This is a genomic window from Drancourtella sp. An12 (assembly GCF_002160935.1).
Lineage (GTDB): Bacteria > Bacillota > Clostridia > Lachnospirales > Lachnospiraceae > Sellimonas > Sellimonas catena.
In genome coordinates this window covers 31,538-54,441 of the sequence record NZ_NFLO01000021.1, presented here as the reverse complement: position 1 = coordinate 54,441, position 22,904 = coordinate 31,538, and the positions used below count along the sequence as shown (strand labels likewise).

The 22,904-nt window shown below is 47.9% G+C and carries 27 protein-coding genes and 1 tRNA gene; 26 read left to right on the top strand and 2 right to left on the bottom strand.

All coding sequences use genetic code 11. The features are described 5' to 3' along the window. Positions 1-89: 89 nt before the first annotated feature. The 20 genes from rsxC (at position 90) to B5E64_RS18085 (ending at position 16,842) form a co-directional block, all read left to right on the top strand. Positions 90-1,409 (top strand): electron transport complex subunit RsxC, encoded by a 1,320-nt coding sequence (gene rsxC, locus B5E64_RS14915; protein ID WP_087169243.1) that lies wholly within the window; start codon positions 90-92, stop codon positions 1,407-1,409. Positions 1,410-1,428: 19 nt separating this feature from the next. Further along, entirely contained in the window at positions 1,429-2,370 is a 942-nt protein-coding gene (locus B5E64_RS14910) for an RnfABCDGE type electron transport complex subunit D (protein WP_087169242.1), read from the top strand. Beyond that, a complete protein-coding gene (locus tag B5E64_RS14905) occupies positions 2,370-2,978 on the top strand; it encodes an RnfABCDGE type electron transport complex subunit G (RefSeq protein ID WP_087169241.1) in 609 nt (202 codons plus the stop codon). Before B5E64_RS14910 ends, B5E64_RS14905 begins: the two co-directional genes overlap by 1 nt. Next, positions 2,971-3,672, top strand: a complete 702-nt coding sequence (locus B5E64_RS14900; protein WP_087169240.1) for an electron transport complex subunit E — start codon at positions 2,971-2,973, stop codon at positions 3,670-3,672. Before B5E64_RS14905 ends, B5E64_RS14900 begins: the two co-directional genes overlap by 8 nt. A gap of 12 nt (positions 3,673-3,684) precedes the next feature. Continuing rightward, positions 3,685-4,260 (top strand): electron transport complex subunit RsxA, encoded by a 576-nt coding sequence (gene rsxA / locus B5E64_RS14895; protein ID WP_087169239.1) that lies wholly within the window; start codon positions 3,685-3,687, stop codon positions 4,258-4,260. Positions 4,261-4,273: 13 nt separating this feature from the next. Further along, on the top strand, positions 4,274-5,062 hold the full coding sequence (locus B5E64_RS14890; RefSeq protein WP_343215463.1) for an RnfABCDGE type electron transport complex subunit B: 789 nt from the start codon (positions 4,274-4,276) through the stop codon (positions 5,060-5,062). Between the two features lie 73 nt (positions 5,063-5,135). After that, a complete protein-coding gene (locus B5E64_RS14885; RefSeq protein WP_087169237.1) occupies positions 5,136-5,594 on the top strand; it encodes a DUF2752 domain-containing protein in 459 nt (152 codons plus the stop codon). A 162-nt stretch (positions 5,595-5,756) separates the two neighbouring features. Then, positions 5,757-6,320: a hypothetical protein gene (locus tag B5E64_RS14880; RefSeq protein ID WP_140398870.1), complete on the top strand. Its 564-nt coding sequence runs from the start codon at positions 5,757-5,759 to the stop codon at positions 6,318-6,320. Positions 6,321-6,440: 120 nt separating this feature from the next. Continuing rightward, positions 6,441-6,800, top strand: a complete 360-nt coding sequence (locus tag B5E64_RS14875) for a NusG domain II-containing protein (protein ID WP_087169235.1) — start codon at positions 6,441-6,443, stop codon at positions 6,798-6,800. A 12-nt stretch (positions 6,801-6,812) separates the two neighbouring features. Next, the gene (locus B5E64_RS14870) at positions 6,813-7,313 is read left to right on the top strand and encodes a Gx transporter family protein (RefSeq protein ID WP_242960245.1); all 501 of its coding nucleotides are present in this window, start codon (positions 6,813-6,815) and stop codon (positions 7,311-7,313) included. 17 nt (positions 7,314-7,330) lie between these two features. Then, positions 7,331-7,945: a Holliday junction branch migration protein RuvA gene (ruvA, locus tag B5E64_RS14865; RefSeq protein WP_087169234.1), complete on the top strand. Its 615-nt coding sequence runs from the start codon at positions 7,331-7,333 to the stop codon at positions 7,943-7,945. 62 nt (positions 7,946-8,007) lie between these two features. Continuing rightward, complete coding sequence (gene ruvB / locus B5E64_RS14860; RefSeq protein WP_087169233.1) at positions 8,008-9,012, top strand: Holliday junction branch migration DNA helicase RuvB; 1,005 nt, start codon at positions 8,008-8,010, stop codon at positions 9,010-9,012. 103 nt (positions 9,013-9,115) lie between these two features. Continuing rightward, entirely contained in the window at positions 9,116-9,529 is a 414-nt protein-coding gene (locus B5E64_RS14855; RefSeq protein WP_087169232.1) for a cell division protein ZapA, read from the top strand. A gap of 49 nt (positions 9,530-9,578) precedes the next feature. Next, positions 9,579-11,978, top strand: coding sequence for a U32 family peptidase (locus B5E64_RS14850; protein ID WP_087169231.1), 2,400 nt, complete (start codon positions 9,579-9,581; stop codon positions 11,976-11,978). A 23-nt stretch (positions 11,979-12,001) separates the two neighbouring features. Continuing rightward, positions 12,002-13,459 carry an FtsW/RodA/SpoVE family cell cycle protein gene (locus B5E64_RS14845; RefSeq protein ID WP_343284086.1) on the top strand — a complete coding sequence of 486 codons (1,458 nt, stop codon included), beginning with the start codon at positions 12,002-12,004 and terminating at the stop codon, positions 13,457-13,459. Next, positions 13,371-14,936, top strand: a complete 1,566-nt coding sequence (locus B5E64_RS14840; protein WP_343284085.1) for a penicillin-binding transpeptidase domain-containing protein — start codon at positions 13,371-13,373, stop codon at positions 14,934-14,936. The genes B5E64_RS14845 and B5E64_RS14840 overlap by 89 nt, the downstream gene beginning before the upstream one ends. A gap of 12 nt (positions 14,937-14,948) precedes the next feature. Continuing rightward, entirely contained in the window at positions 14,949-15,269 is a 321-nt protein-coding gene (locus tag B5E64_RS14835) for a hypothetical protein (protein ID WP_087169229.1), read from the top strand. Between the two features lies 1 nt (position 15,270). Next, a complete protein-coding gene (locus B5E64_RS14830) occupies positions 15,271-16,251 on the top strand; it encodes a DUF2953 domain-containing protein (protein WP_087169228.1) in 981 nt (326 codons plus the stop codon). Beyond that, a complete protein-coding gene (locus B5E64_RS14825; RefSeq protein ID WP_087169227.1) occupies positions 16,252-16,650 on the top strand; it encodes a GerW family sporulation protein in 399 nt (132 codons plus the stop codon). Positions 16,651-16,704: 54 nt separating this feature from the next. Further along, on the top strand, positions 16,705-16,842 hold the full coding sequence (locus B5E64_RS18085; RefSeq protein ID WP_158099192.1) for a hypothetical protein: 138 nt from the start codon (positions 16,705-16,707) through the stop codon (positions 16,840-16,842). 61 nt (positions 16,843-16,903) lie between these two features. Here the strand turns inward: B5E64_RS18085 and rpmB are convergent, their stop codons facing one another. Next, entirely contained in the window at positions 16,904-17,089 is a 186-nt protein-coding gene (rpmB, locus tag B5E64_RS14820; RefSeq protein ID WP_024732358.1) for a 50S ribosomal protein L28, read from the bottom strand. A gap of 240 nt (positions 17,090-17,329) precedes the next feature. On the opposite strand from rpmB, the gene B5E64_RS14815 reads away from it, so the two are divergent. From B5E64_RS14815 to recG, 3 genes are all read left to right on the top strand, one after another. Further along, complete coding sequence (locus B5E64_RS14815; RefSeq protein WP_087169226.1) at positions 17,330-17,689, top strand: Asp23/Gls24 family envelope stress response protein; 360 nt, start codon at positions 17,330-17,332, stop codon at positions 17,687-17,689. An 18-nt stretch (positions 17,690-17,707) separates the two neighbouring features. After that, positions 17,708-19,378 (top strand): DAK2 domain-containing protein, encoded by a 1,671-nt coding sequence (locus B5E64_RS14810; RefSeq protein ID WP_087169225.1) that lies wholly within the window; start codon positions 17,708-17,710, stop codon positions 19,376-19,378. A gap of 75 nt (positions 19,379-19,453) precedes the next feature. Continuing rightward, complete coding sequence (gene recG, locus B5E64_RS14805; protein ID WP_087169224.1) at positions 19,454-21,475, top strand: ATP-dependent DNA helicase RecG; 2,022 nt, start codon at positions 19,454-19,456, stop codon at positions 21,473-21,475. A 39-nt stretch (positions 21,476-21,514) separates the two neighbouring features. Here the strand turns inward: recG and B5E64_RS14800 are convergent, their stop codons facing one another. Then, positions 21,515-21,793 carry a type II toxin-antitoxin system HicB family antitoxin gene (locus B5E64_RS14800; protein ID WP_087169223.1) on the bottom strand — a complete coding sequence of 93 codons (279 nt, stop codon included), beginning with the start codon at positions 21,791-21,793 and terminating at the stop codon, positions 21,515-21,517. Between the two features lie 181 nt (positions 21,794-21,974). Here B5E64_RS14800 and B5E64_RS14795 point away from each other — a divergent pair, with 181 nt between their 5' ends. The 3 genes from B5E64_RS14795 to B5E64_RS14785 all read left to right on the top strand — a co-directional run bounded on the left by B5E64_RS14795 (position 21,975) and on the right by B5E64_RS14785 (position 22,806). Beyond that, the gene (locus B5E64_RS14795; RefSeq protein ID WP_087169222.1) at positions 21,975-22,181 is read left to right on the top strand and encodes an alpha/beta-type small acid-soluble spore protein; all 207 of its coding nucleotides are present in this window, start codon (positions 21,975-21,977) and stop codon (positions 22,179-22,181) included. Between the two features lie 216 nt (positions 22,182-22,397). Next, positions 22,398-22,470 (top strand) — tRNA-Thr (locus tag B5E64_RS14790). Positions 22,471-22,575: 105 nt separating this feature from the next. After that, the gene (locus tag B5E64_RS14785) at positions 22,576-22,806 is read left to right on the top strand and encodes a hypothetical protein (RefSeq protein ID WP_087169221.1); all 231 of its coding nucleotides are present in this window, start codon (positions 22,576-22,578) and stop codon (positions 22,804-22,806) included. The last annotated feature ends 98 nt before the right edge of the window (positions 22,807-22,904 follow it).

The following is a 22,904-nucleotide window of genomic DNA, read 5'->3' as shown; positions in this document are numbered from 1 at the left end:
CTGCAGAGTAAAAATAGAGGCTACTTGCTTTAGTCTCTATTTTTTCATGTTTTTACATATGTTAAAAAAAGAACGAGGAGGAAAAAAAGATGGGACTTTTAACTTTCAAGGGTGGAATACATCCGAATGATGGAAAAAGTCTGGCCAAGGACAAGGCGATTGTCGAAGTCATGCCTGAAGGAGATCTGGTCTTTCCGCTTTCGCAGCACATTGGTGCTCCGGCAGCCCCGATTGTCAAGGTCGGAGATCAGGTTCTGAAAGGACAAAAGATTGCAGAGGCCGGAGGGTTTGTCTCTGCCCCGGTCTATTCATCTGTTTCCGGAAAGGTGAAGGCGATTGCTCCGTACTTTACACCGACCGGGGGAAAGGTTTCGTCCATTATTATTGAGAATGACGGGACCTATACGGAAGCTGAAAGGCTGAATACCAGATCGCTGGATCTGATTACCAAAGAAGAGATTCTGAATCTGATTTCAGAGGCCGGAATTGTCGGAATGGGCGGTGCCGGATTCCCTACAAGGGTGAAGCTTTCACCGAAGGAGCCGGAGAAAATCGAATACGTCATTGCAAACTGTGCGGAGTGTGAGCCGTACATTACAGCCGACTACCGCAGAATGCTGGAAAATCCGGAAGAGCTTGTAGAGGGGATGCGCGTGATTCTGAAGCTTTTCGATAATGCAAAGGGTATCTTTGCGGTGGAGGATAACAAGCCGGACTGTATCGCGAAGCTGGAACAGCTGACAAGCGGTGAGCCGAGGATGGAAGTGGTCAGACTGATGACCAAATATCCGCAGGGCGGTGAGCGCCAGCTGATCTATGCAGTGACAAAAAGAGCCATCAATTCTTCCATGCTTCCGGCGGATGTTGGATGTGTCGTAGACAATGTGGAGACAATCATTCACATTTACGATGCGGTAGTCAACGGAAGACCATGTATTGACCGTGTTGTGACAGTCAGTGGAGATGGAATTGCCGAACCGGGCAACTTTAAGGTTCCGCTTGGCATCAATCAGCAGGAGCTGATCAGGGCGGCAGGCGGATTGAAAGGGGCTCCTGAGAAAGTGATTTCCGGAGGACCGATGATGGGATTTGCCATGTTTACTCTGGATGTTCCTGTCACGAAAACTTCTTCATCGATTTTATGCCTGACAAAGGATGAGGTGGCAATGTATGAGCCGTCAGCATGTATCAACTGCGGCAGATGTATTGACGCATGTCCGAGCCGTCTGATCCCGTCCAGACTTGCAGATTATGCAGAGCGTCATGACGAGGCGGCATTTGAAAAAGAATTCGGTGTGGAATGTATGGAATGTGGTTCCTGCAGCTATGTCTGCCCGGCAAAACGGCAGCTGAAGCAGGCAATCAGCTCCATGAGAAAGACCGTTCTGGCGAACAGGAAGAAAAAGTAGAAAGTGAGAGGTGGACAAAGTGAACGAACAGTTTAATATTTCGGCATCTCCGCACATACGGGCCAAAGACACTACAGAAAATATCATGCTGTGGGTGATCATCGCGCTTCTGCCGACAACCCTTTTTGGAATCTGGAATTTCCGTGATCAGAATGCGTGGATTCTTGTCGTGGTGACAGTGGCAGCGGCTGTGCTTACGGAGTATCTTTATGAGAAGCTGATGCATAAAAAAGTGACAATCAAAGACATGAGTGCGGCAGTCACAGGACTTCTGCTGGCACTGAACCTTCCGGCGTCCGCTCCATGGTGGATGGGCATTCTGGGAGCCGTATTTGCGATTCTGATTGTCAAGCAGCTTTTCGGAGGCCTGGGACAGAACTTTATGAACCCGGCTCTTGCTGCAAGATGTTTCCTCCTGATTTCTTTCACAGGAAGAATGACATCCTTTACATATGACGGTGTAACCGGGGCAACTCCGCTTGCAACCATGCGTGCGGACGGCTCCATTGCCAACGTAGACACAATGAAAATGTTCATCGGTCAGATCCCGGGAACAATCGGTGAGACATCCGTTATCGCGATCATGATCGGTGCGATTATCCTTCTTCTGAAAGGAATCATTGATCTGAGAATTCCGGGATCCTATCTTGTGACATTTGTGATCTTCATCACAATTTTCGGCGGCCACGGATTTGACTGGAGCTTCATCACCGCGCACCTTTGCGGCGGCGGTATCATGCTGGGCGCATGGTTCATGGCAACAGACTACGTGACAAGCCCGATCACGAAGAAAGGTCAGATTATTTATGGTATCCTTCTTGGTATCCTGACAGGACTGTTCCGTCTTTTCGGAGGATCTGCAGAGGGAGTTTCCTATGCGATCATCATCGGCAATATCCTTGTTCCGCTGATCGAGAAGGTTACTCTTCCAAAACCATTTGGTAAAGGAGGAGAGAAATAATGAACAAGATTATTAAAAATACAATTATCCTGACAATTATCACACTTGTTTCCGGAGTGGCCCTCGGCGCGGTATATGAGATTACAAAGGCTCCGATTGCCAACGCACAGGAACAGGCAAAGCAGGAAGCATACAAACAGGTATTCGAGGATGCGGATTCCTTTGATGACCTGGAGGTAGATGCCAAAGAGGCGGCGGAAGCTGTCAAGGCGGCAGGCGTGGATGACGGTGCAGAGATCAATGAAGCAGTCGAGGCAAAACAGGGCGGTGAAACGATCGGATACGTGATCACAGCTACCGACCCGAACGGATACGGCGGGGATATTCAGGTGTCCGTTGGAATCCAGAATGATGGAACAGTAAACGGAATCGCGATTCTTTCCATCAATGAGACTGCAGGACTTGGTATGAAAGCTTCCGAACCGGAATTCTACGAGCAGTATTCCGGCAAGCAGACCGATCATTTCTATGTCTCAAAAGACGGAGGCGAGGGAGAACAGATCGATGCCATCAGCGGTGCTACAATCACTACCAGAGCGGTGACAGGAGCGGTCAATGCGTCTCTTGGATATTATCAGAATGTGTTAGGAGGCAGTGCAGATGAATAGATGTGTCGAACGTTTATATAATGGTATTATCAAAGAGAACCCGACTTTCGTCATGATGCTCGGAATGTGTCCGACACTTGCGGTAACGACTTCCGCCATCAACGGAATCGGAATGGGACTCTCCACAACGGTGGTACTGGTACTGTCCAATATGATGATTTCCGCACTTCGGAAAATCATTCCGGATTCAGTCCGTATCCCGGCGTTTATCGTAGTCGTTGCATCTTTCGTAACGATTGTACAGTTCCTTCTTCAGGGATTTGTGCCAAGCCTTTATGATTCGCTTGGGCTTTACATTCCTCTGATCGTTGTAAACTGTATCATTCTTGGACGTGCGGAAAGCTACGCGTCCAAAAACCCGATTATTCCGTCTCTGTTCGACGGCCTTGGAATGGGACTTGGATTTACATTTGGACTTACCTGCATCGGTATCGTAAGAGAGCTCCTTGGAGCAGGCCAGGTATTCGGTTTCCAGATTATGCCGTCCTCCTATGAACCGATCACGATCTTTATCCTGGCGCCGGGCGCGTTTATCGTGTTATCCATGCTGGTAGCCACAAGAAACAAGATCATGAACAATATGGAAAAGAAAGGCAAGAAAGTTGTGAAGCCTCAGGGCGGCTGCGCGGAAGGCGGATGCGCTTCCTGCGGCGGATGTGCTTCTTCACTTTCTTCCGGTCAGGACAAGGAATAGGAGGGGGAACAGATGAAAGAATTATTTATCATTGCAGTAGGTTCTGCACTTGTTAATAACGTCGTGCTGAGCCAGTTCCTTGGAATCTGCCCGTTCCTTGGAGTATCAAAGAAGATTGAAACAGCGGCCGGTATGGGCGGAGCGGTTATTTTCGTTATTACGATCGCATCCTTCTGTACAAGTGTTGTATATGAATTTATCCTGCAGCCGTTGAATATCGAATATCTGCAGACGATTGTATTTATTCTTGTGATCGCCGCGCTGGTACAGTTCGTGGAAATGTTCCTGAAAAAGTCCATGCCGTCGCTTTATCAGGCGCTGGGTGTGTACCTGCCGCTGATCACTACAAACTGTGCAGTACTTGGCGTGGCTTTGAACAACGTACAGTATGAATACAACATTTTAAGCAGTGTGGTAAATGGATTTGCGACAGCGGTCGGATTCACAATCGCAATCGTAATCATGGCAGGAATCCGTGAGAAGACAGAACATAATGACGTGCCGGAATCATTTAAAGGAACGCCGATTGTTCTGCTTACGGCAGCGCTGATGTCCATTGCGTTTTTTGGATTTTCAGGTTTGATTTAAGGGAGGAAAATGGATTATGACAGGTATACTCATTGCTGCCGCGATTGTCGGCGGTGTAGGTTTGTTCATCGGTGTCTTCCTGGGAGTCGCAGAAAAGCAGTTCGCAGTGGAAGTTGATGAGCGTGAAGAGGCAATTACCGGGGTGCTTCCGGGAAACAACTGTGGCGGCTGCGGTTACGCAGGATGTTCCGGGCTTGCGGCGGCGATTGTCAAAGGAGAGGCTCCGGTCAATGCCTGCCCGGTAGGGGGCGCGCCGGTTGCCGCGAAAGTAGGAGCGATCATGGGTCAGGACGCAGGAGAGATGACAAAGATGGTTGCTTTTGTGAAATGTGCCGGTACATGCGAAAAGGCAAAAGAAAATTATAAGTACACCGGAACAAAGGACTGTGTCATGGTCAACATGATGCAGAACGGAGGACCGAAAGCATGTACATTCGGATGTCTTGGAGAAGGAAGCTGCGTGGCAGCATGTCCGTTTGACGCGATTCATATTCAGGATGGAATCGCGGTTGTAGATAAGGAAGCATGTAAGGCCTGCGGAAAATGTGTGGCAGCATGTCCGCGGCATCTGATTGAGCTTGTACCGTATGAGCAGAAACATCTTGTACAGTGCAGTTCCCTTGACAAGGGAAAAGATGTAATGAGTGTATGTTCTGTAGGATGTATCGGATGTAAGATGTGTGAAAAAGTCTGCGAATTTGACGCGGTGACTGTTACAAATAATGTGGCACACATTGATCCGGAAAAGTGTACAAACTGCGGAAAATGCGCGGAAAAATGTCCGAAGAAGATTATCAGCTGATGACTATGGTCTGGCGATAGCCGGGACGGAAAAGAGTCGCTGATCCCATGAGGGCAGGAAGAGGAAAGAATCAATGAGCAGAAAGAAACGGCTAATGGAAAGCATCAGGATGATAAAAGCGGATCTTTGGAGTATCCGGTATGTTATCCTTGTGCTGGCGGTTTACTTTTTTCTTGCGTGGAACTTCTTTTACTCTTCCTGCCCTTTTGTCATGGTCACCGGCCTGCCATGCCCGGGATGCGGGCTTTCCAGAGCAGGGTTCTGCCTCCTTCGGGGTGAATTCGCGGACGCATGGTATCTGAACCCGTTTATATACGGCATTGCGTTTCTTGCGGCGGCATTTGTAATCCGGAGATACGTGCTTCAAAAAGAGGTCCGGTCTCTTCAAAAATGGCTGATTCTGCTTCTGGCAGGCATGCTTGTATTTTACATTTACCGGATGATCCGATACTTCCCGGGAGAACCTCCTATGAGCTACTATCCGGGAAATCTGCTGAACCGGATTTATCAGGCCCTGGGACGGATCATGTAAAGTTTACGCTGATCACACCGAACTGCCGCCTGCATGCACACTCGTCGCGCTGTCTCGCTTCAGTTCCGCACTACGTTCTAAGACTGCTTATACGGGCGTCAAGTTATGCAGATTCTGTGAAATCGGGGATTTCTGTTGTGCTGACGAAAAAAGCATGATAAAATGAAACAAGCGAAAGGGGTAGTCAGACACATGGAAGAGAATAAGAATAATTTTGAAAATACAGAAGAAGTAATGACAGAGCAGACCGGTGCAGGTGATGCTCCGGTGACTCAGCAGCCGGAGGAGCAGCAGGCGGTTCCTATGCAGGAAGAGACAATGCCGAAACAGCCATATACTGCGCCTGATCAGGAACAGCGGGAACAAACTCAGGCTCCGAAGGAAGATATTTCCTATTCTTATGGGGAACAGGCGAGAGACGGTATGCCGTACCAGACACAGGGGAATCAGTATCAGGAAGAGTGGGATACGACGCCGCTGACAATGGGTGACTGGCTGTTGACTTTGCTGGCGGCATTTATTCCATGCTGCGGAGGGATTATTCTGTACTGTTACTGGGCGTTTGCCAGAAAGGGAAATATTCACAGGAGAAACTTCTGCCGTGCGGCACTGATAGTAGAGGCGGTACTTATTGTATTACTGATTATTTTCCTGATCCTGGTGGTGATCATCGGAAGTGTATCCTACGGTGAGACAATGAGTGACTATTATTATTACGGATATTAGAAGATGAAAACGGGGCGGCCATTTCGGAAGCTCCGTTTTTCAATGCGGGTTTCACTATCGAACATACGGTTGCAGTGCCGGGGCGGATGTGCTAAAATAAACCGGAAGAAGGAGGTCCCCATGAAAAAGGGAGATATCATTTTGATTCTTTTGATTTTGCTTGTAGCAGGATCGGCATTTGGAATATACAGAGCCTTTACCGGAAGCGGAGGCGGCGAAGCGGTCGTCTATGTAGACGGCGAAGAGGAGGGCAGATACAGTCTGAATGAAGATCAGACGATCGAGATCAATGGAGGGACAAATACACTTGTTATCGAAAATGGAAGCGCCAGTATGGAGAAGGCGGACTGTCCGGATCAGGTCTGTGTCCGTCACAGCGCAATTTCGAGAAATGGAGAAAGTATTATTTGTCTGCCTCACGAGGTTGTTGTATCGATTGAAGATGGAGAATCATCCGGAGCGGATGCGGTCGTGCAGTAAAAGAGGTGCAGTGTGGAAAGAAGAGGAGCGGGCCTGGCGTCATTTGGAGTGTTTGTGGCGCTGGCATTGATTTTCAGTTATATTGAGACGTTGATACCGTTTCAGATCGGGATTCCGGGGGTCAAGCTTGGACTTGCCAATATTGTGATTGTGATAGCACTTTACAGGATGCCTGCGGGAGAGGCATATCTCCTTTCCGTTGTGCGGGTGGTTCTGTCAGGATTTCTGTTCGGTAATCTGATGAGTATTCTTTACAGTCTGGCAGGAGGACTGTTGAGCCTGACTGTGATGTGGGGATTGAAGCATGTGAAATCAGTCAGTGTTCTGGGAGTGAGCATTGCCGGTGGTGTGTTCCACAATATCGGGCAGCTTCTGGCAGCGGCCCTTGTGGTGGAGACCTATGGCGTGTTTTCGTATGTTCCGGTGCTTCTGGTTTCCGGTCTGGTTACAGGGCTTGTGATCGGGCTTGCATCCGGGGAAATGCTGAAAAGGATCAGGGGGATCCAGTTTTAATTGACGGAGGAAGAAAGATGATTTCATATATACGAGGGGAGCTTGCGGAGATTGGCGAGAACCATGTGGTTATTGATGTAGGAGGCATCGGATACGGGATTTTCATGTCCGGAAGTGACATGTCCAGCCTTCCGAAGACTGGACAGGAAGTGAAGATCCATACGTATCTGCATGTGAAAGAAGATCTGATGCAGCTTTTTGGATTCCTGACAAAGGACGGACTGGAGGTCTTTAAGCTGATCATCGGGGTCAGCGGGATCGGCCCGAAGGGAGGTCTCAGCATACTGACGCAGATGACACCGAATGATCTGCGGTTCGCAGTGATGGCGGGGGACGCAAAGGCCATTTCAAAGGCTCAGGGAATCGGAAAGAAGACAGCGGAAAAGTTGATTTTAGAGCTGAAAGACAAGCTGAAGCTTTCTGATACCATCGGACAGGAGACGGATGCGCCGTCTGTTCCGGGAAATGAAGAAGGAGCAGGGCGGATTCAGAACGAGGCAGTGGAAGCGCTGACAGCGCTGGGATATGGAAGTACCGAAGCATTCCAGGCAGTCAGAAACGTGGAGATCCATGAGGGCAGTACCGTAGAAGATGTGCTGAAACAGGCCCTGCGGCAGATGGCACTGTTTTAATGGAGGAGGGCCGGGCAAAAGGGCGCGGTTCATTCAAATAACTATCCGGAAGGCAGAGAAGCATGAAGAAACGAATTATTACGACAGAAACACTGGAGGAAGACCAGAAGATTGAAGGCAGCCTCCGGCCTCAGTATCTGGAAGATTATATCGGACAGACAAAGGCGAAAGAAACGTTAAAGATTTATATAGAAGCGGCAAAGGCAAGAGGGGAAGCACTGGACCATGTGCTCTTTTACGGACCTCCGGGGCTGGGAAAGACGACTCTTGCCGGGATCATTGCCAATGAGATGGGAGTCAATATGAAAGTGACCTCCGGTCCGGCGATCGAAAAGCCTGGGGAGATGGCTGCGATTTTGAATAACCTGCAGGAGCGTGATGTGCTGTTTGTGGATGAGATCCACAGACTTAACCGGCAGGTGGAAGAGGTGCTGTATCCGGCCATGGAGGATTTTGCCATCGATATTGTGATCGGAAAAGGAGCAGGGGCAAGATCCATCCGTCTGGATCTCCCGAAGTTTACGCTTGTGGGGGCGACGACGAGAGCAGGAATGCTGACGGCGCCGCTTCGGGACCGGTTTGGTGTGGTGAACCGGCTGGAGTTTTATACGGCTGAGGATTTGCAGACGATTGTCCTGCGTTCCGCCCAGGTGCTCGGAGTTGAGATTGACCCGAAAGGAGCGCTTGAGATTGCGAGACGTTCCAGAGGGACGCCGCGTCTGGCCAACCGCCTTTTGAAACGGGTGCGGGATTTTGCGCAGGTTAAATATAATGGTGTGATTACCGAGGAAGTAGCGGTTTTTGCGCTGGATCTTCTGGAAGTGGACCGGTTCGGTCTGGATTATGCGGACCGGACGATTCTGACGACCATGATCGAAAAATTCGGAGGCGGGCCGGTAGGACTGGATACACTTGCAGCTGCCATCGGCGAGGATTCCGGTACGCTGGAGGATGTATATGAGCCTTTTCTCCTGAAAAACGGCTTTATTCAGAGGACTCCGAAAGGGAGGACGGCTACGGCTCTTGCATATCAGCATCTTGGATTTTCCATGGGAAAGGAAGAGTAAAATTCCCTTCTACGGAGAATATCAAAGAAAAAGGTTGGTTTTTCCAACCAGATCGTTTATAATGAATAACAGAGACTTCATATAGGAGGAGGAAGCACCGGCTATGGCAGCATCAAGAAATTATACCGAAGTTATCATTGATGGCAGGGTATTTACGCTGAGCGGCTTTGAGAGCGAGGAGTATCTTCAGAAAGTATCAAATTATCTGAATCACAAGATTGCAGAATGCAGTGAGAATGAAAGCTACAAAAAGCAGAGCAGCGACACAAAAAGCATCCTTCTTGCACTGAACATTGCGGACGATTATTTTAAAGCAAAGGAGCAGGGCTCGTCTCTTGAAATTGATATGGAATCGAAAGATAAAGAGATGTATGACTTAAAGCACGAATTGATCTCTGCGCAGATCAAGCTGGAAAATGCGGACAGGGCAATGGATAAGCTGAAGGAAGAAAATCAGGAGCTGCAGATGAAGATTGTGCAGTTGGAAACAGAAATGAAAAATCACCGAAAGAATTAGGGCTGTCGAAGGACAGCCTTTTTTCGAAGTAAGGCAGGAATAGAAAGAGATGAATAATAAGAAACAGAATAAAGAAGTGGAAATTCTCGCACCCGCGGGCACTTATGAAGCCTTTCAGGCGGCGATCCGTTCCGGAGCGGATGCAGTCTATGCAGGAGGGGACCTGTTTGGAGCCAGAGCGCATGCCGGGAATTTTGACCGGGAGACATTGATCCGGGCTATCCGGGAGGCACACCTTTACGGAAAGAAGCTGTATCTGACCGTCAACACACTGATCAAAGAGCGGGAGATGGAAGAACGTCTCTTTTCGTTTTTGAAGCCGTTTTATGAAAACGGTCTGGATGCGGTTCTGGTACAGGATCTGGGAGCGCTTTCCTTTATCCGGGAGCACTTCCCGGATCTTGCGCTTCATGCGAGCACCCAGATGTCTGTGGCAGGGGCTTCCGGAGCAGGATTTTTAAAGAAATACGGTGTGGAGCGGATTGTTCCGGCAAGGGAGCTTTCCCTTTCGGAGATCCGGAAGATGAAAGAGGAGACCGGGCTGGAGATCGAGTGCTTTGTCCACGGCGCGCTCTGCTATTCTTATTCCGGGCAGTGCCTGTTCAGCAGCATGCTCGGTGGGCGGAGCGGCAACCGGGGACAGTGCGCGCAGCCGTGCCGTCTGAAATATCAGGTGGAAGGAATGAAGAAGCCATCCTGCATTCTGAGCCTGAAGGATATCATGGCTCTGGATGACATCCCGGATCTGATTGAGGCCGGAGTGGACTCTTTTAAAATTGAAGGACGGATGAAAAAGCCGGAGTATGTATCTGAGACTGCTCGGATGTACCGGAAATACGCAGACCTTTTCCTTGAGAAGGGAAGAGAGGGATACCGGGTGTCAGAAGAGGACAAAATGAGACTGATGGATCTGTATAACCGCGGGGGCAGCTGCAGGGGCTACTACCATATGCAGAACGGCCCGGAGATGCTTTCGCCTGACAGGCCGAATCACGCCGGGATTCCGGCAGCCTGTGTGGAGCGGCAGAAGGGAAGGAGCCTTCTGTTAAAAGCACTCGCAGCGGTACAGAAAGGCGATGTTCTGGAAATCTCCGCCAAAGAAAATGTTACACTTGGACAGGACGTAAAAAAGGGCGGCCAGTTCCAGATTCTCGTGGCAAAGGGAACGGCAGTGAAGCCGAGAACGATTCTGTCAAGAGTCCGGAATGAAAGCCTGATCGGGGAGATCCGGGATCATCTGAAAACCGCTGATATCCGGCGTCCGGTGCAGGCGGAGGCAGTGTTCCGTGCTGGAGAGCCGTCCAGGCTGACTCTCAGGATGGGAAGCATCGAGGTCAGCGCCGAGGGCATGGTTCCGGAAGAGGCGAAAAAGCAGCCGCTGGACCGGGCGAGAGTGGAAAAGCAGCTTGGCAAGATGGGGAATACTCCGTTCCGGACAGAGAAGATGGCTGTTGAGATGGACGAAGGGATTTTCTTCCCGATGCAGGTTGTCAATGAGCTTCGCAGACAGGCGGCACAGAAGCTGGAAGATGCCATTCTGGGACAGTATGAAAGATCCTGTCCGGAGATACCGGAGAAAAAGGAGACCGGTACAATAGTCCGGGATCCGCATGCGAGGATGCTTTCTGTTCTTGTGCAGACAAGAGAACAGTTAGCTGCAGCGGTACAGGAGGAAGACGCAGGCCGTATCTACGTGGAAAGCCATCTGGCGGCCGACCTGTTTGCGTCCGGATCGGGAAGAGCGGAGATCCGGGCACTTTTTGAAACAAGGAAAGCCGAATGGTATCTTGTATTTCCTCACATTTTCAGAGAACAGGCCGAACGGCTCTACGACAGAATCTGGGGAGATCTGGAAGCGTTCCCGTGGGATGGTGCGCTCGTGAGAAATCTGGAATCTTTGTCATATCTGCAAAAAAAAGTATGGAAAAACAAGGTTCAGGCGGACCATCATTTGTATACATTGAACAAAAAAGCTGTAGAATTCTTGAAAAATGCAGGGATAAATGGTACAACAGTATCATTAGAGCTGAACAGCCAGGAGATTCGTGAAACCGTTTCCGGAGAAGAAGAGATGGTCGTATACGGATATGCTCCGATGATGATCAGCGCGGGATGCGTAAAAAAATCTACGGGACGCTGCGATGGAAAAGCAGCTGTCACAAAGCTGAAGGACCGGTATCAGAAGACATTTTATGTAAAAAATTATTGTGATACATGTTATAATATTATCTATAATACGGCGCCGCTTGTGCTGCTGGATCTGCTTCCGGAGATCGAACGGATCGGGATTGACAATGTCCGGCTGGAATTTTCGCTGGAGGACGCCGATGAGACGAGGAGAGTAATCAGGATTTACGGGGACGGCTTCCTGAGAGACGGAGGGTATCCGCAGGCAGCAGAGCAGTTTGATGATTTTACGCGTGGACATTTTAAAAGGGGAATAAAGTAGGTGGCAATTTGTTTAATATTATAATGGAAATTTCAAAATATCTGATTCTGCTGATGATGGTAATCTATACTTTTGAGTGTTTCAGCGTGTTCGGATATCACGATGCTTATACGAAGATGTGGATTTTAAGGAGGCAGAGCATCTGGATCTTCATGATCCACTTCCTGGCATTTCTGACCCTGTTTCTGCGTATGCAGGAGGCCAGAATTCTCGTATTTTATGTCATACAGGTAGCGCTTTTGGGATCAATTATTCTGCTTTATGGTTTTCTGTACCCGAAAGTGTCCAGACTGGTTATCAACAATATGTGTATGCTTCTTGCGGTAGGATTTATCATGCTGACAAGGCTTTCATATAACAATGCGGTTAAGCAGGTAATTATTGTAGCGGCATCCGGTGTCATTTCGCTGTTTGTTCCGGTCATTATCCGGAAAGCCAGATTTTTAAGCAGACTGAAACTGGTCTATGCAGTGGTCGGTGTTGCGGCACTTGCCGCGGTTATTGTTGTAGGACGGGTATCAAACGGAGCCATGCTTGGATTTGAAGTGGCGGGAATCAGTGTGCAGCCGTCAGAACTCGTGAAGATTGTATTTGTATTTTTTGTGGCATCCAGTCTCTACAGGGCAAAGGATTTCAGAAATGTAGTTATCACAACGATCGTGGCGGCGCTGCATGTTCTGATTCTGGTCGCTTCTACAGACCTGGGAGCGGCACTGATTGTTTTTGTAGTGTACCTTGTGATGCTGTATGTGGCCACACGGCAGCCGCTCTATATTGCGGCAGGCGTGGGAGCCGGAAGTGTTGCTTCGGTAGCCGCATATTTTCTGTTTTCTCATGTGAGGACGAGGGTAACGGTTTGGAGAGACCCGTTCGCGGTCTATAATGAAGGGGGATATCAGGTGGCGCAGTCGCTGTTTGCGATCGGCACAGGAGGATGGTTCGGCCTTGGACTCTGCCAGGGACTTCCGGACAAGATTCCGGTTGTTACGACAGACTTTATTTTCTCCGCGATTGCGGAGGAACTGGGAGCTGTCTTTGCGATCTGCATCATTCTGATCTGTGTCAGCTGCTACATTATGTTTCTGAATATTGCGATGCAGTTAAGAGACAGCTTTTATAAACTGGTAGCGCTGGGACTTGGAACCTGTTATATCTTCCAGGTATTTCTTGCGATCGGCGGAGTAATCAAATTTATCCCGTCTACGGGTGTGACTCTGCCGCTTGTGAGCTATGGAGGAAGTTCCCTTTTAAGCACGATGATCATGTTTGCGATCATCCAGGGGCTGTATATTTTAAGAGAAGATGAGGAAGAGGATATTGAACGACAAAGAGAGAGACAATTACGGGCGAAGAGAAGACGGCAGGCACAGCAGACCGGAAGACCTCGATCAAATGGAACGAGGCCTTCAGCGGGAGCTCCGTCGGGAGATCGAAGAAGAAACTCTAAGAACCGGAACTCACAGCGTGTACGGAGACCGTAAGCCGGCTCCAAGGAAGCCCGGAAAGGCAGAAAAGAAGAAAGAACAGCAGGAAGAAAGGCGACGTGCCAAAAAGAAGAAAAAGGCGAACCGCCAGTATGTTTTTGTAACTTACTTTTTTGTTCTTCTTTTTGTGGGAATGATCGGCTATTTTTCCTATTTCAACGTGGTACAGGGAAGAGAAATTATCAATGATTCCAGAAATCCAAGGATGGATCTGTATGAAAACCAGGTGCTCCGGGGCTCGATTCTGGACAAGGATGGAAATGTCCTTGCCGAGTCTGTGGAAAATGAAGACGGCACCCAGACGAGAACCTATCCGTACGAAGAGCTTTTTGCCCATGTCGTCGGATATTCGGACAAAGGAAAGTCCGGTCTGGAGTCCTCGCAGAATTTCCAGCTTCAGACTTCAAATGTTTCGTTCCGGACAAAGCTTCTGAATGAATTCAGAGGGCGGAAAAGCGCAGGAAACAATATTATCACGACACTCGATACGGATCTCCAGCAGGCGGCTTACGATGCGCTCGGAAACAACCGGGGAGCAGTCGTGGCGATTGAGCCTAGTACGGGAAAGATCCTTGCGATGGTTTCCAAACCGTCCTACAATCCGAATACCATTGTGGAGGACTGGGAAAGCTTAAACGCAAACACGGAAGGAATTCTTGTCAACCGTGCGACGCAGGGACAGTATGCTCCGGGATCTACATTCAAGGTAGTGACAACTCTTGCGTATATGCGCCAGAATGCAAATTATCAGGATTATACCTACCGCTGTACAGGAGAAATCACAGCAGGGAAAAATGAAATTCACTGTTTTGGAAATGATGTGCATGGAACGGTCGATCTGGCAGATTCCCTGGCATATTCCTGCAACACATCGTTCTCCAACATCGGACTCAGCCTGGATATCGATGAGTTCCGCAATACGGCAGAGGATCTTCTGTTTGATTCAGAGCTTCCGTGTCCGCTTGTCTATAATGAAAGCAAATTCAATCTGCAGGACGATGATGGAGACGCTGCCATCGCCATGACGGCTTTTGGACAGGGAAAACTTCAGGTGAGTCCGTACCATATGGCGTTGATTACATCTGCCATCGCCAATAATGGAATTCTGATGCAGCCGTATCTGGTAGATCAGATTACAAGTGCAGAGGGCGAGACGGTAGAGAAATACGTTCCGGAGTCTTACAAAGAGCTGATGACCTCCGAGGAGGCAGCTCAGCTGACAGAATATATGCAGGGAGTTGTGGAATACGGAACAGCCCGTTCCCTGAATTCTCTTGGGGTTTCCATCGCAGGGAAGACAGGAACAAGTGAGTACAGTGATGATAAACAGAAAACACACTCCTGGTTTATCGGATTTTCCAACGTGGACAATCCGGATCTTGCACTGGCTGTTGTGATCGAAAACTCCGACAGTACCGGTGATGTTGCGACGGATGTTGCGGGAGACGTCTTCGAGGCATTCTATGCGGAATAGAGGTGCTTTACAATGCGGTATTTGAAAGATCTGTATGTAAGTGAAGAATTAAAAGGCAGGGAAGAGGAGATAATGGAACATCTGGAAAAGAAAGAATTCCAGTTCCGGGTCTACCTGATTGCCCTGCCGGAAAATGAGAAAAATCAGCTGGAAATCTATCACAGCGGGATGCTGAATCAGGAATGGTACCGGGATAAGGATGTGTTTGTGGTAGGCCTGGCAAAGGGATATCTGCAGGCGCTGGAGCTTGTCCGGAAGATTGCCGAAGAGACAGTGGACAAGACAGGGGATGCGGATATCCGGCAGTATATTTTGAAGCGGCAGGGAAATTAGAATGATAATCGTACATATTTTACTGTGGATTCTAAAGATAGCAGGGATTTTACTTCTTCTTGTTCTGGGACTCCTTCTGCTTGGAATTCTGACGGTTCTGTTTGTGCCGGTCCGGTATGAACTGAGCGCGTCCGGAGACATTGAGGAGCCGGAAAAGATTACAGGAAAGATTTCCATCCGGTATTTTTTCCGACTGATCCGTTTTCAGGCAGCCTACGAAAATCAGAAATTTCACTGGATGGCGGGAATTGCATGGAAAAAGATCGGGCAGGATAAGAACGAGGAGCCGGAGGAAGAAATTCAGGAAAAAGAGACTCCTGAAAAGTACAAAGAGGATAAAAAAGTCCCTGGAAGACCTGAGGACGGTACAAGAGAACCGGAAGAGCAGGAAGGCAGAGGAAAAGAGAATGATTCCCGGAAGCGGGAAGCTGTAAAAAAAGAAAAGCCGGATCCGGAGAAGAAGCAGGAAGAAAAGAGCGCAAAAGAAAAGCCGCAAAGCCGGAAAGGCGAGAAAAAGGAATCCGGATGGCAGCGGATTTCCGGGAAAATCAAGTATACATTTCAAAGAATCTGTGATAAGATAAAGACGCTGTCCAAAACAAAAGACAGGATAGAAAAGTTTATCAAAGATGAAGTACATCAGGCTGCCTTCAAAAAGGGGAAGATAGTTCTGATTCATTTCATAAAGACATGGATGCCAAAAGAAGCGCGAGGGTATGTGGAGTATGGGTTTGATGATCCGTATTATACCGGGAAACTGCTTTCCTGGCTTGCGCTTTTCTACCCGTTTTTCGGGAAATGGCTTCAGATTGCACCTGATTTTGAAAAACCTGCATTAAACGGCAGTATATTTATCAAGGGACATCTTCGGATGAACCATCTGGCAGCAGCGGCTGTCAGGCTTGTGGCAGATAAGAATATCCGCAGTACCGCAAAAGAAGTACTGCATCTGTTAAAACGCCAGAAGAAGGAGGAATCATAAATGGCAGAGAGTAATTTCAAATCAACGATGGAAGCATTGTTCCACGGAATGGATAATGTGATTTCATCCAAGACGGTGGTCGGTGAGGCGATCCATGTAAAAGATACGATCATCCTCCCGCTTGTGGACGTGTCCTTTTCTGTAGGGGCAGGTTCTTTTACCGCAGATAAGAATGAAAAGGGAGCCGGTGGACTGGGAGGCAAGATGACTCCTTGCGCAGTGCTTGTGATTCAGAACGGGACGACAAGACTGGTTAATATTAAAAATCAGGATACGATCACAAAGATTCTGGACATGGTACCGGATCTCGTGGAGCGTTTCCGGACAAGAGACGAGAATAAGGTAACAGAAGAAGAAGTCAACGAGATTCTGGACGAAGGGAAAAAAGAAAACGAATAAAAGGCTGAAAAACTGCATATATAAAATCAAGAAACAAAACGGCAGGGATATCGAATGAAAAGAGTGATTGGATTTGCATGCTTTATGATCGCGGCAGGACTGATTCTTTCGATGTTCCTGCCGGGTCTGGTTTGGGATATCTGCATAACGGCAGTATTTCTCGTACTGGGCTATGTTTTTTTCTGCTGCTGATAAAAATTAAGAAACAAAAAAACCAGGATGACAAGATTCCTGGTTTTTGTGTATGCAGAACTTATGCTCTTTCTACTTTTCCGGATTTTAAGCAGGATGTACATACGTACATTCTCTTTGCTCCGCCTTCTGTTTTAACACGAACAGATTTTACATTAGATTTCCACATTTTTGGTGTTTTTCTATGAGAGTGGCTGACATTGTTTCCAAAATGAGCCCCTTTTTCGCAAATAGCACATTTCGCCATGATTACACCTCCTAACGCTCTTACTAGTCCTCAAATCGAGGACTCACAACACTAACTATGATATCAGATATATACCGGAAATGCAAGAGTTTATTTCCCGGAAATCATAATTTTTTCACTGTTTTACAGATAACATGAAGAGATGATGTTGTAAAATGTGTGTAAACAAGGTATAATAAAGCAGAATACTTCATGGAAAGAACTGAAAAAAGTATAGATAAGAATTGGAGGTATCTTAGTATGAAAGGCAGCATGAGTACGGAACTGGGAATCATCACCATTTCACCGGAAGTGATCGCCAAATATGCAGGCTCTGTCGCAGTAGAGTGCTTTGGAATCGTGGGGATGGCGGCAGTCAACATGAAAGACGGACTTGTAAGACTGCTGAAAAAAGACAGCCTTACACACGGTATCCAGGTAGAGCTTACGGAAGATAACAGAATCCGCCTTGATTTCCATGTTATTGTTGCATACGGGGTCAGTATTTCGGCTGTTACGGATAACCTGATCAGCAATGTAAAATATAAAGTCGAAGAATTTTCCAATATGCCGGTTGACAAGATCAATGTCTATATTGAAGGCGTACGGGTAATCGATTAATGTGGGAGGAACTTTGAGGTGGAAATTAAAACGATAAATGCAGACATGCTTGCGAAGATGTTCTTGGCAGGCGCACAGAATATTGAGGCAAAAAAAGAGTACATCAATGAGCTGAATGTATTCCCTGTTCCGGACGGGGATACCGGTACGAACATGTCCATGACCATCATGTCGGCGGCAAAGGAAGTACGGGCGCTGGACAATCCGGGAATGAAGGAGCTGTCAAAGGCGATTTCAGGCGGTTCGCTGCGCGGTGCCAGAGGAAACTCAGGGGTTATTCTCTCTCAGCTTCTTCGTGGATTTACCAAGTCCATCCAGGATGAGACGGAGATTGATGCTGCGGGGATTGCAGCTGCATGCATCCGTGCAAAAGAGACCGCATACAAGGCGGTTATGAAACCAAAAGAGGGTACGATCCTTACCGTGGCAAGAGGAATTGCGGAAAAAGCGGAGGAACTTGCTTTTGAGACCGATGATCTTGCGGAAATCTTCCCGAAGATTCTGGATCATGCACAGGAAGTACTGAATCAGACTCCGGAAATGCTCCCGGTATTAAAAGAGGCGGGAGTTGTGGATTCCGGCGGACAGGGACTTCTGGAAGTCTTAAGAGGAGCGTATGACGCATTTCTTGGGAAAGAAATTGACTATTCATCGATTGAGCCGTCTGCGGCGCCGTCAGCGTCTGCTGTGCGTAAAGCGCCGATGGAGGAGACGGATATCAAATTCGGCTACTGCACAGAGTTTATTATCTTGACAGGACGGGAGTTTTCTGAACAGGAGGAGCAGGACTTCAAGGCATATCTGGAGTCCATCGGTGACTCGATTGTCTGTGTGGCAGATGACGAAGTTGTGAAAGTGCATGTACACACAAACGATCCGGGACTTGCCATTCAGAAAGCGCTGACTTACGGACAGCTGACACGGATGAAGATCGACAATATGCGCGAGGAGCATCATGAGAGAGTCATTCAGGAAGCGGAAAAGCTTGCAGCGCAGGAAAAAGTGAAAAAGCAGGAGAAAAAAGAGAGAAAGAAAACCGGTTTTATCGCGGTCTCCATTGGCGAGGGCATGAATGAGATTTTCAGAGAAATCGGAGTGGATTATATCATTGAGGGCGGACAGACCATGAATCCGAGTACCGATGATATGCTTCAGGCGATTGATGAAGTGAATGCCGACACGATCTTTATCCTGCCGAATAATAAAAATATTGTACTTGCCGCAAATCAGGCAAGAGATCTCACAAGAGATAAAGATATCATTGTGATTCCGACCAGGACAGTACCTCAGGGAATTACAGCAGTGATCAGCTTTTCGCCGGAAGAAGACGTGGATACGAATGAGCAGATGATGCTTGAGGCTATCCAGACTGTAAAGACAGGTCAGGTGACCTATGCAGTGCGTGACACCAGAATCGGAGAAAAGGAGATCCATGAAGGAGATATTATGGGAATTGGCGATGAGGGAATTCTCTCCGTAGGTTCTTCTATCTCCGAAACATCCAAAGAACTTCTGGAGAAACTGGTGACAGAAGATTCGGAACTCATCAGTATTTATTACGGTGAAGACATTTCCGAGGAAGAAGCGGAGCGTTTTGTTTCTGAAGTTGAGGAAGCGTATCCGGATCTCGATGTCGATGCACACCGTGGCGGACAGCCGATTTATTACTATGTGATGTCGGTCGAATAAGTAAAGATAAAATAGAAGAAACAGAAAAGGATACTTCGAAAAAGTATCCTTTTCCTGTATAAAGGAGAGAAATACATGAATGAGCATTCTCCAGTCAGAGAAATCAAAGGGATCGGAGAAAAAACAGAAATGCTGTTTCAGAAGATGGGAGTTTATACAGCAGGAGATCTTCTGCGCTATTATCCGAGAACCTATGACATTTATGAGGCCCCGGTTCCGGTGAGTGAACTGGAGGAAGGGACAGTTGCTGCCGTGGAAGGCTGTGTTTTTGGGAGTGTCCAGGTTTCACCGAACAGGAAGCTCCAGACTGTAAGCGCCCTGATCCGGGATCTGACGGGAACTTTGAAAGTCCTCTGGTTCCGGATGCCGTTTCTGCGCAATACGCTCCGGTCCGGAAGCCGGATTATTGTCAGAGGCAGGGTGGCGAATAAACGGGGCGGACTCGTGATGGAGCATCCGGAAATCTTTCAGCCTGTGGAGAAATATCAGGAAAAGCTCAATACGATGCAGCCGGTGTATCCGCTGACTGCAGGGCTTTCCAATCTGACGGTCATGAAGGCGGTCCGGGAAGCGCTGGAACATATTCATCTGCAGCGGGAAACGATTCCCGAAAGCATCAGGCAGAGATACCATCTGTGCGAGTACAATTACGCTCTCAGGGGCATCCATTTTCCGGCAGATAAAACGATGTACATGTATGCGAGAAAACGGCTTGTCTTTGAAGAATTTCTGGAATTCCTTCTGGCCATCCGCCAGATGAAAGAAGAAAAAGAGACGAGTGTGAATGGCTGTCGGATGGAAAAAAAGCAGGAAGTGGACGATTTTCTGTCACAGCTTCCGTTTGAACTGACAAATGCGCAGAAAAAAGTCTGGAAGGAAATACGGAAGGATATGCAGGGGGATTACACCATGTCCCGTCTTGTACAGGGCGACGTAGGATCCGGTAAGACGATTGTGGCCGTGCTTGCGCTTCTGGAAGCGGCCTGCAACGGGTATCAGGGAGCGATGATGGCTCCGACGGAAGTGCTTGCAAGGCAGCATTACCAGTCCGTCTGCGAAATGTTTGAGAAATATGGAATTCCGTTTCGCACGGAGCTTCTGACCGGTTCCATGAAGGCAAAAGAGCGCCGGGAGGCGTACGAGCGGATTGAAACAGGAGAATCACAGATTATTATCGGTACCCATGCGCTGATTCAGGAGAAAGTAAATTACCGCAATCTGGGACTTGTCATTACGGATGAGCAGCACCGGTTTGGAGTCAGACAACGGGAGGCTCTGGCAAAGAAGGGAAACATGCCGCATATTCTGGTTATGAGTGCCACTCCGATTCCGAGAACACTTGCGATTATCATCTATGGAGATCTGGATCTTTCTGTCATCGATGAGCTTCCGAAAGACCGTCTGCCAATCAAAAACTGTGTGGTGGATACCGGATACCGGGAGACGGCCTACCGCTTTATGAAAAAGCAGGTGGAAGAGGGAAGACAGTGCTACGTCATCTGTCCGATGGTGGAAGAAAGCGAAGCCATGGAGGCGGAAAATGTCATTGATTACTCCACGATGCTGTCCGAACGGATGGGGCCGGAGGTGACGGTAGGTTATCTTCACGGGAAGATGAAACAGACGCAGAAAGATGAAATCATGGAGAAGTTTGCCCAAAACCAGATTCAGATTCTTGTCTCTACGACAGTTGTGGAAGTGGGGATCAATGTACCGAATGCCACGGTGATGATGGTGGAGAATGCGGAGCGTTTCGGCCTGGCACAGCTTCACCAGCTGCGCGGACGCGTTGGCCGTGGGGCGTTTCAGTCCTACTGCATTTTTATGACGGCATCCAGGGCGAAAGAGACGAAAAAACGGCTGGATATCCTCAATCATTCCAATGACGGATTTTATATCGCGGGGGAAGATTTAAAGCTGAGAGGCCCGGGAGACCTGTTCGGAATCCGACAGAGCGGACTGATGGAATTTAAACTGGGAGATATCTTTCAGGATGCAGGGATTCTTCAGATGGCGGCAGAAGCCGCGTCATCGGAAGAAATCAGGGAATTTCCTGTATATGGAAGGGCAGACCGGGATAATATTCATGTACTGTAAGACGGCCAAAAAGGCCGTCTTTTTCTGATTTACATACGGTTATTCATCCCAACCTTCGTAAAAACGTATATTGACAGCGATATTCCGGACGATATCTCCATCCTGTGTCTTGATATCTTCCGGATCGGTAATCGGCGGCAAAACAGGATCGTTCTCCTCCAGCTCTACGCTGATCCACGTTCTGGCAGCTTCGTTGGCATTGTCAACGGCATCGTCCAGAGTATCTCCGGATGCTTCGCAGCACTCCAGATCCGGAAAAAACGCATGATAGCGTCCATCTTCTTTTTTACGGAAAACCGCAGGGTATATAAATATCATGATAGTTGTCCTCCTTTTTTCAACATATTTATATAATAGTAGATCGGGAGGAAAATGCAATACATTTCGGGAACAAATTGTTTTTCCTGTTTTTACCAGAGTATTTCACAAAAATGTTCATATACTATGAATGTAACAAAAAGTTACAAAAAAACACATGACGATAAAGGAGGACATTATCATGACAAATCGTTCATCTAATAAAGCAGCCGTACCAGAAGCAAAAGGTGCTTTAGACAAATTCAAATATGAGGTGGCAAACGAACTCGGTGTTCCGTTAACAGACGGATACAACGGAGACCTTACTTCCAGACAGAACGGATCTGTCGGCGGTTATATGGTCAAGAAGATGATCGAAGAACAGGAAAGACAGATGGCTGGTAAATAACTCTTTCTGAACAAAAGAATGTGACATGTGAAAAAGGCATCCCTGCTTCCCGAACCGGAAAGGAAGGATGCCTTTCTTCCTGTATGTTAAAAAAGAATCGACTACCAGAAAAAATGTATCAAAACCAAAAAAAGTGGTTGCATATTTTGAAAAAATGTATATAATAATATTTGTGCCTGTTGGAGAGACATCATGGTAAGGCATCGTGCAGGACAGGCCGGAATAGCTCAGTCGGTAGAGCACTTCACTCGTAATGAAGGGGTCGTCGGTTCAAGTCCGATTTCCGGCTTACAGAAAAAAGAGTCGTAATTTCAGGAGATTCACAGAATCCAGGGAGTTACGGTTCTTTTTTGCTATTAAGAGGAAAAGGCAATATAGAAAAGAGGAAACAAAAATGAGAACAATGGAATTTAAAATGGAACGTCCGGGACTGATCGAAGAAGGTCAGGAAGCGGAAATCACGGAACTGCAGGCACTTGGAGGATACAGTTATCTGATTGAACCATCGGTTGCCATGAGCGGCCTGTATAAAAGCTGGGACCGCCTGAAGTCAAGAAAAGGAACGGTAAAAGAAATTAAAGAAACAGACAGGGGTTACTATGTAACAATGGAATTTCAGGAATAAAGGCGCAGTGAATCACACTGGCAAGGATTGGAAGGACCGGATCTATTATTGATTTTGACAGTGATTATGAGGTGTGATAAGATAGAGAACGTAGTATG

Bases quoted from the DNA above. Each gene is read 5' to 3' on its own strand.
- B5E64_RS18085 (WP_158099192.1), top strand. From the start codon at position 16,705: ATGAAAAGAGTGATTGGATTTGCATGCTTTATGATCGCGGCAGGACTG.
- rsxC (WP_087169243.1), top strand. From the start codon at position 90: ATGGGACTTTTAACTTTCAAGGGTGGAATACATCCGAATGATGGAAAA.
- B5E64_RS14850 (WP_087169231.1), top strand. From the start codon at position 9,579: ATGAATAATAAGAAACAGAATAAAGAAGTGGAAATTCTCGCACCCGCG.
- B5E64_RS14855 (WP_087169232.1), top strand. From the start codon at position 9,116: ATGGCAGCATCAAGAAATTATACCGAAGTTATCATTGATGGCAGGGTA.
- B5E64_RS14900 (WP_087169240.1), top strand. From the start codon at position 2,971: ATGAATAGATGTGTCGAACGTTTATATAATGGTATTATCAAAGAGAAC.
- ruvB (WP_087169233.1), top strand. From the start codon at position 8,008: ATGAAGAAACGAATTATTACGACAGAAACACTGGAGGAAGACCAGAAG.
- B5E64_RS14830 (WP_087169228.1), top strand. From the start codon at position 15,271: ATGATAATCGTACATATTTTACTGTGGATTCTAAAGATAGCAGGGATT.
- ruvA (WP_087169234.1), top strand. From the start codon at position 7,331: ATGATTTCATATATACGAGGGGAGCTTGCGGAGATTGGCGAGAACCAT.
- B5E64_RS14800 (WP_087169223.1), bottom strand. From the start codon at position 21,793: ATGATATTTATATACCCTGCGGTTTTCCGTAAAAAAGAAGATGGACGC.
- rpmB (WP_024732358.1), bottom strand. From the start codon at position 17,089: ATGGCGAAATGTGCTATTTGCGAAAAAGGGGCTCATTTTGGAAACAAT.
- B5E64_RS14815 (WP_087169226.1), top strand. From the start codon at position 17,330: ATGAAAGGCAGCATGAGTACGGAACTGGGAATCATCACCATTTCACCG.
- B5E64_RS14845 (WP_343284086.1), top strand. From the start codon at position 12,002: ATGGAAATTTCAAAATATCTGATTCTGCTGATGATGGTAATCTATACT.
- B5E64_RS14880 (WP_140398870.1), top strand. From the start codon at position 5,757: ATGAAACAAGCGAAAGGGGTAGTCAGACACATGGAAGAGAATAAGAAT.
- B5E64_RS14825 (WP_087169227.1), top strand. From the start codon at position 16,252: ATGGCAGAGAGTAATTTCAAATCAACGATGGAAGCATTGTTCCACGGA.
- B5E64_RS14835 (WP_087169229.1), top strand. From the start codon at position 14,949: ATGCGGTATTTGAAAGATCTGTATGTAAGTGAAGAATTAAAAGGCAGG.
- rsxA (WP_087169239.1), top strand. From the start codon at position 3,685: ATGAAAGAATTATTTATCATTGCAGTAGGTTCTGCACTTGTTAATAAC.
- B5E64_RS14785 (WP_087169221.1), top strand. From the start codon at position 22,576: ATGAGAACAATGGAATTTAAAATGGAACGTCCGGGACTGATCGAAGAA.
- B5E64_RS14795 (WP_087169222.1), top strand. From the start codon at position 21,975: ATGACAAATCGTTCATCTAATAAAGCAGCCGTACCAGAAGCAAAAGGT.
- B5E64_RS14905 (WP_087169241.1), top strand. From the start codon at position 2,370: ATGAACAAGATTATTAAAAATACAATTATCCTGACAATTATCACACTT.
- recG (WP_087169224.1), top strand. From the start codon at position 19,454: ATGAATGAGCATTCTCCAGTCAGAGAAATCAAAGGGATCGGAGAAAAA.
- B5E64_RS14840 (WP_343284085.1), top strand. From the start codon at position 13,371: ATGGAACGAGGCCTTCAGCGGGAGCTCCGTCGGGAGATCGAAGAAGAA.
- B5E64_RS14885 (WP_087169237.1), top strand. From the start codon at position 5,136: ATGAGCAGAAAGAAACGGCTAATGGAAAGCATCAGGATGATAAAAGCG.
- B5E64_RS14875 (WP_087169235.1), top strand. From the start codon at position 6,441: ATGAAAAAGGGAGATATCATTTTGATTCTTTTGATTTTGCTTGTAGCA.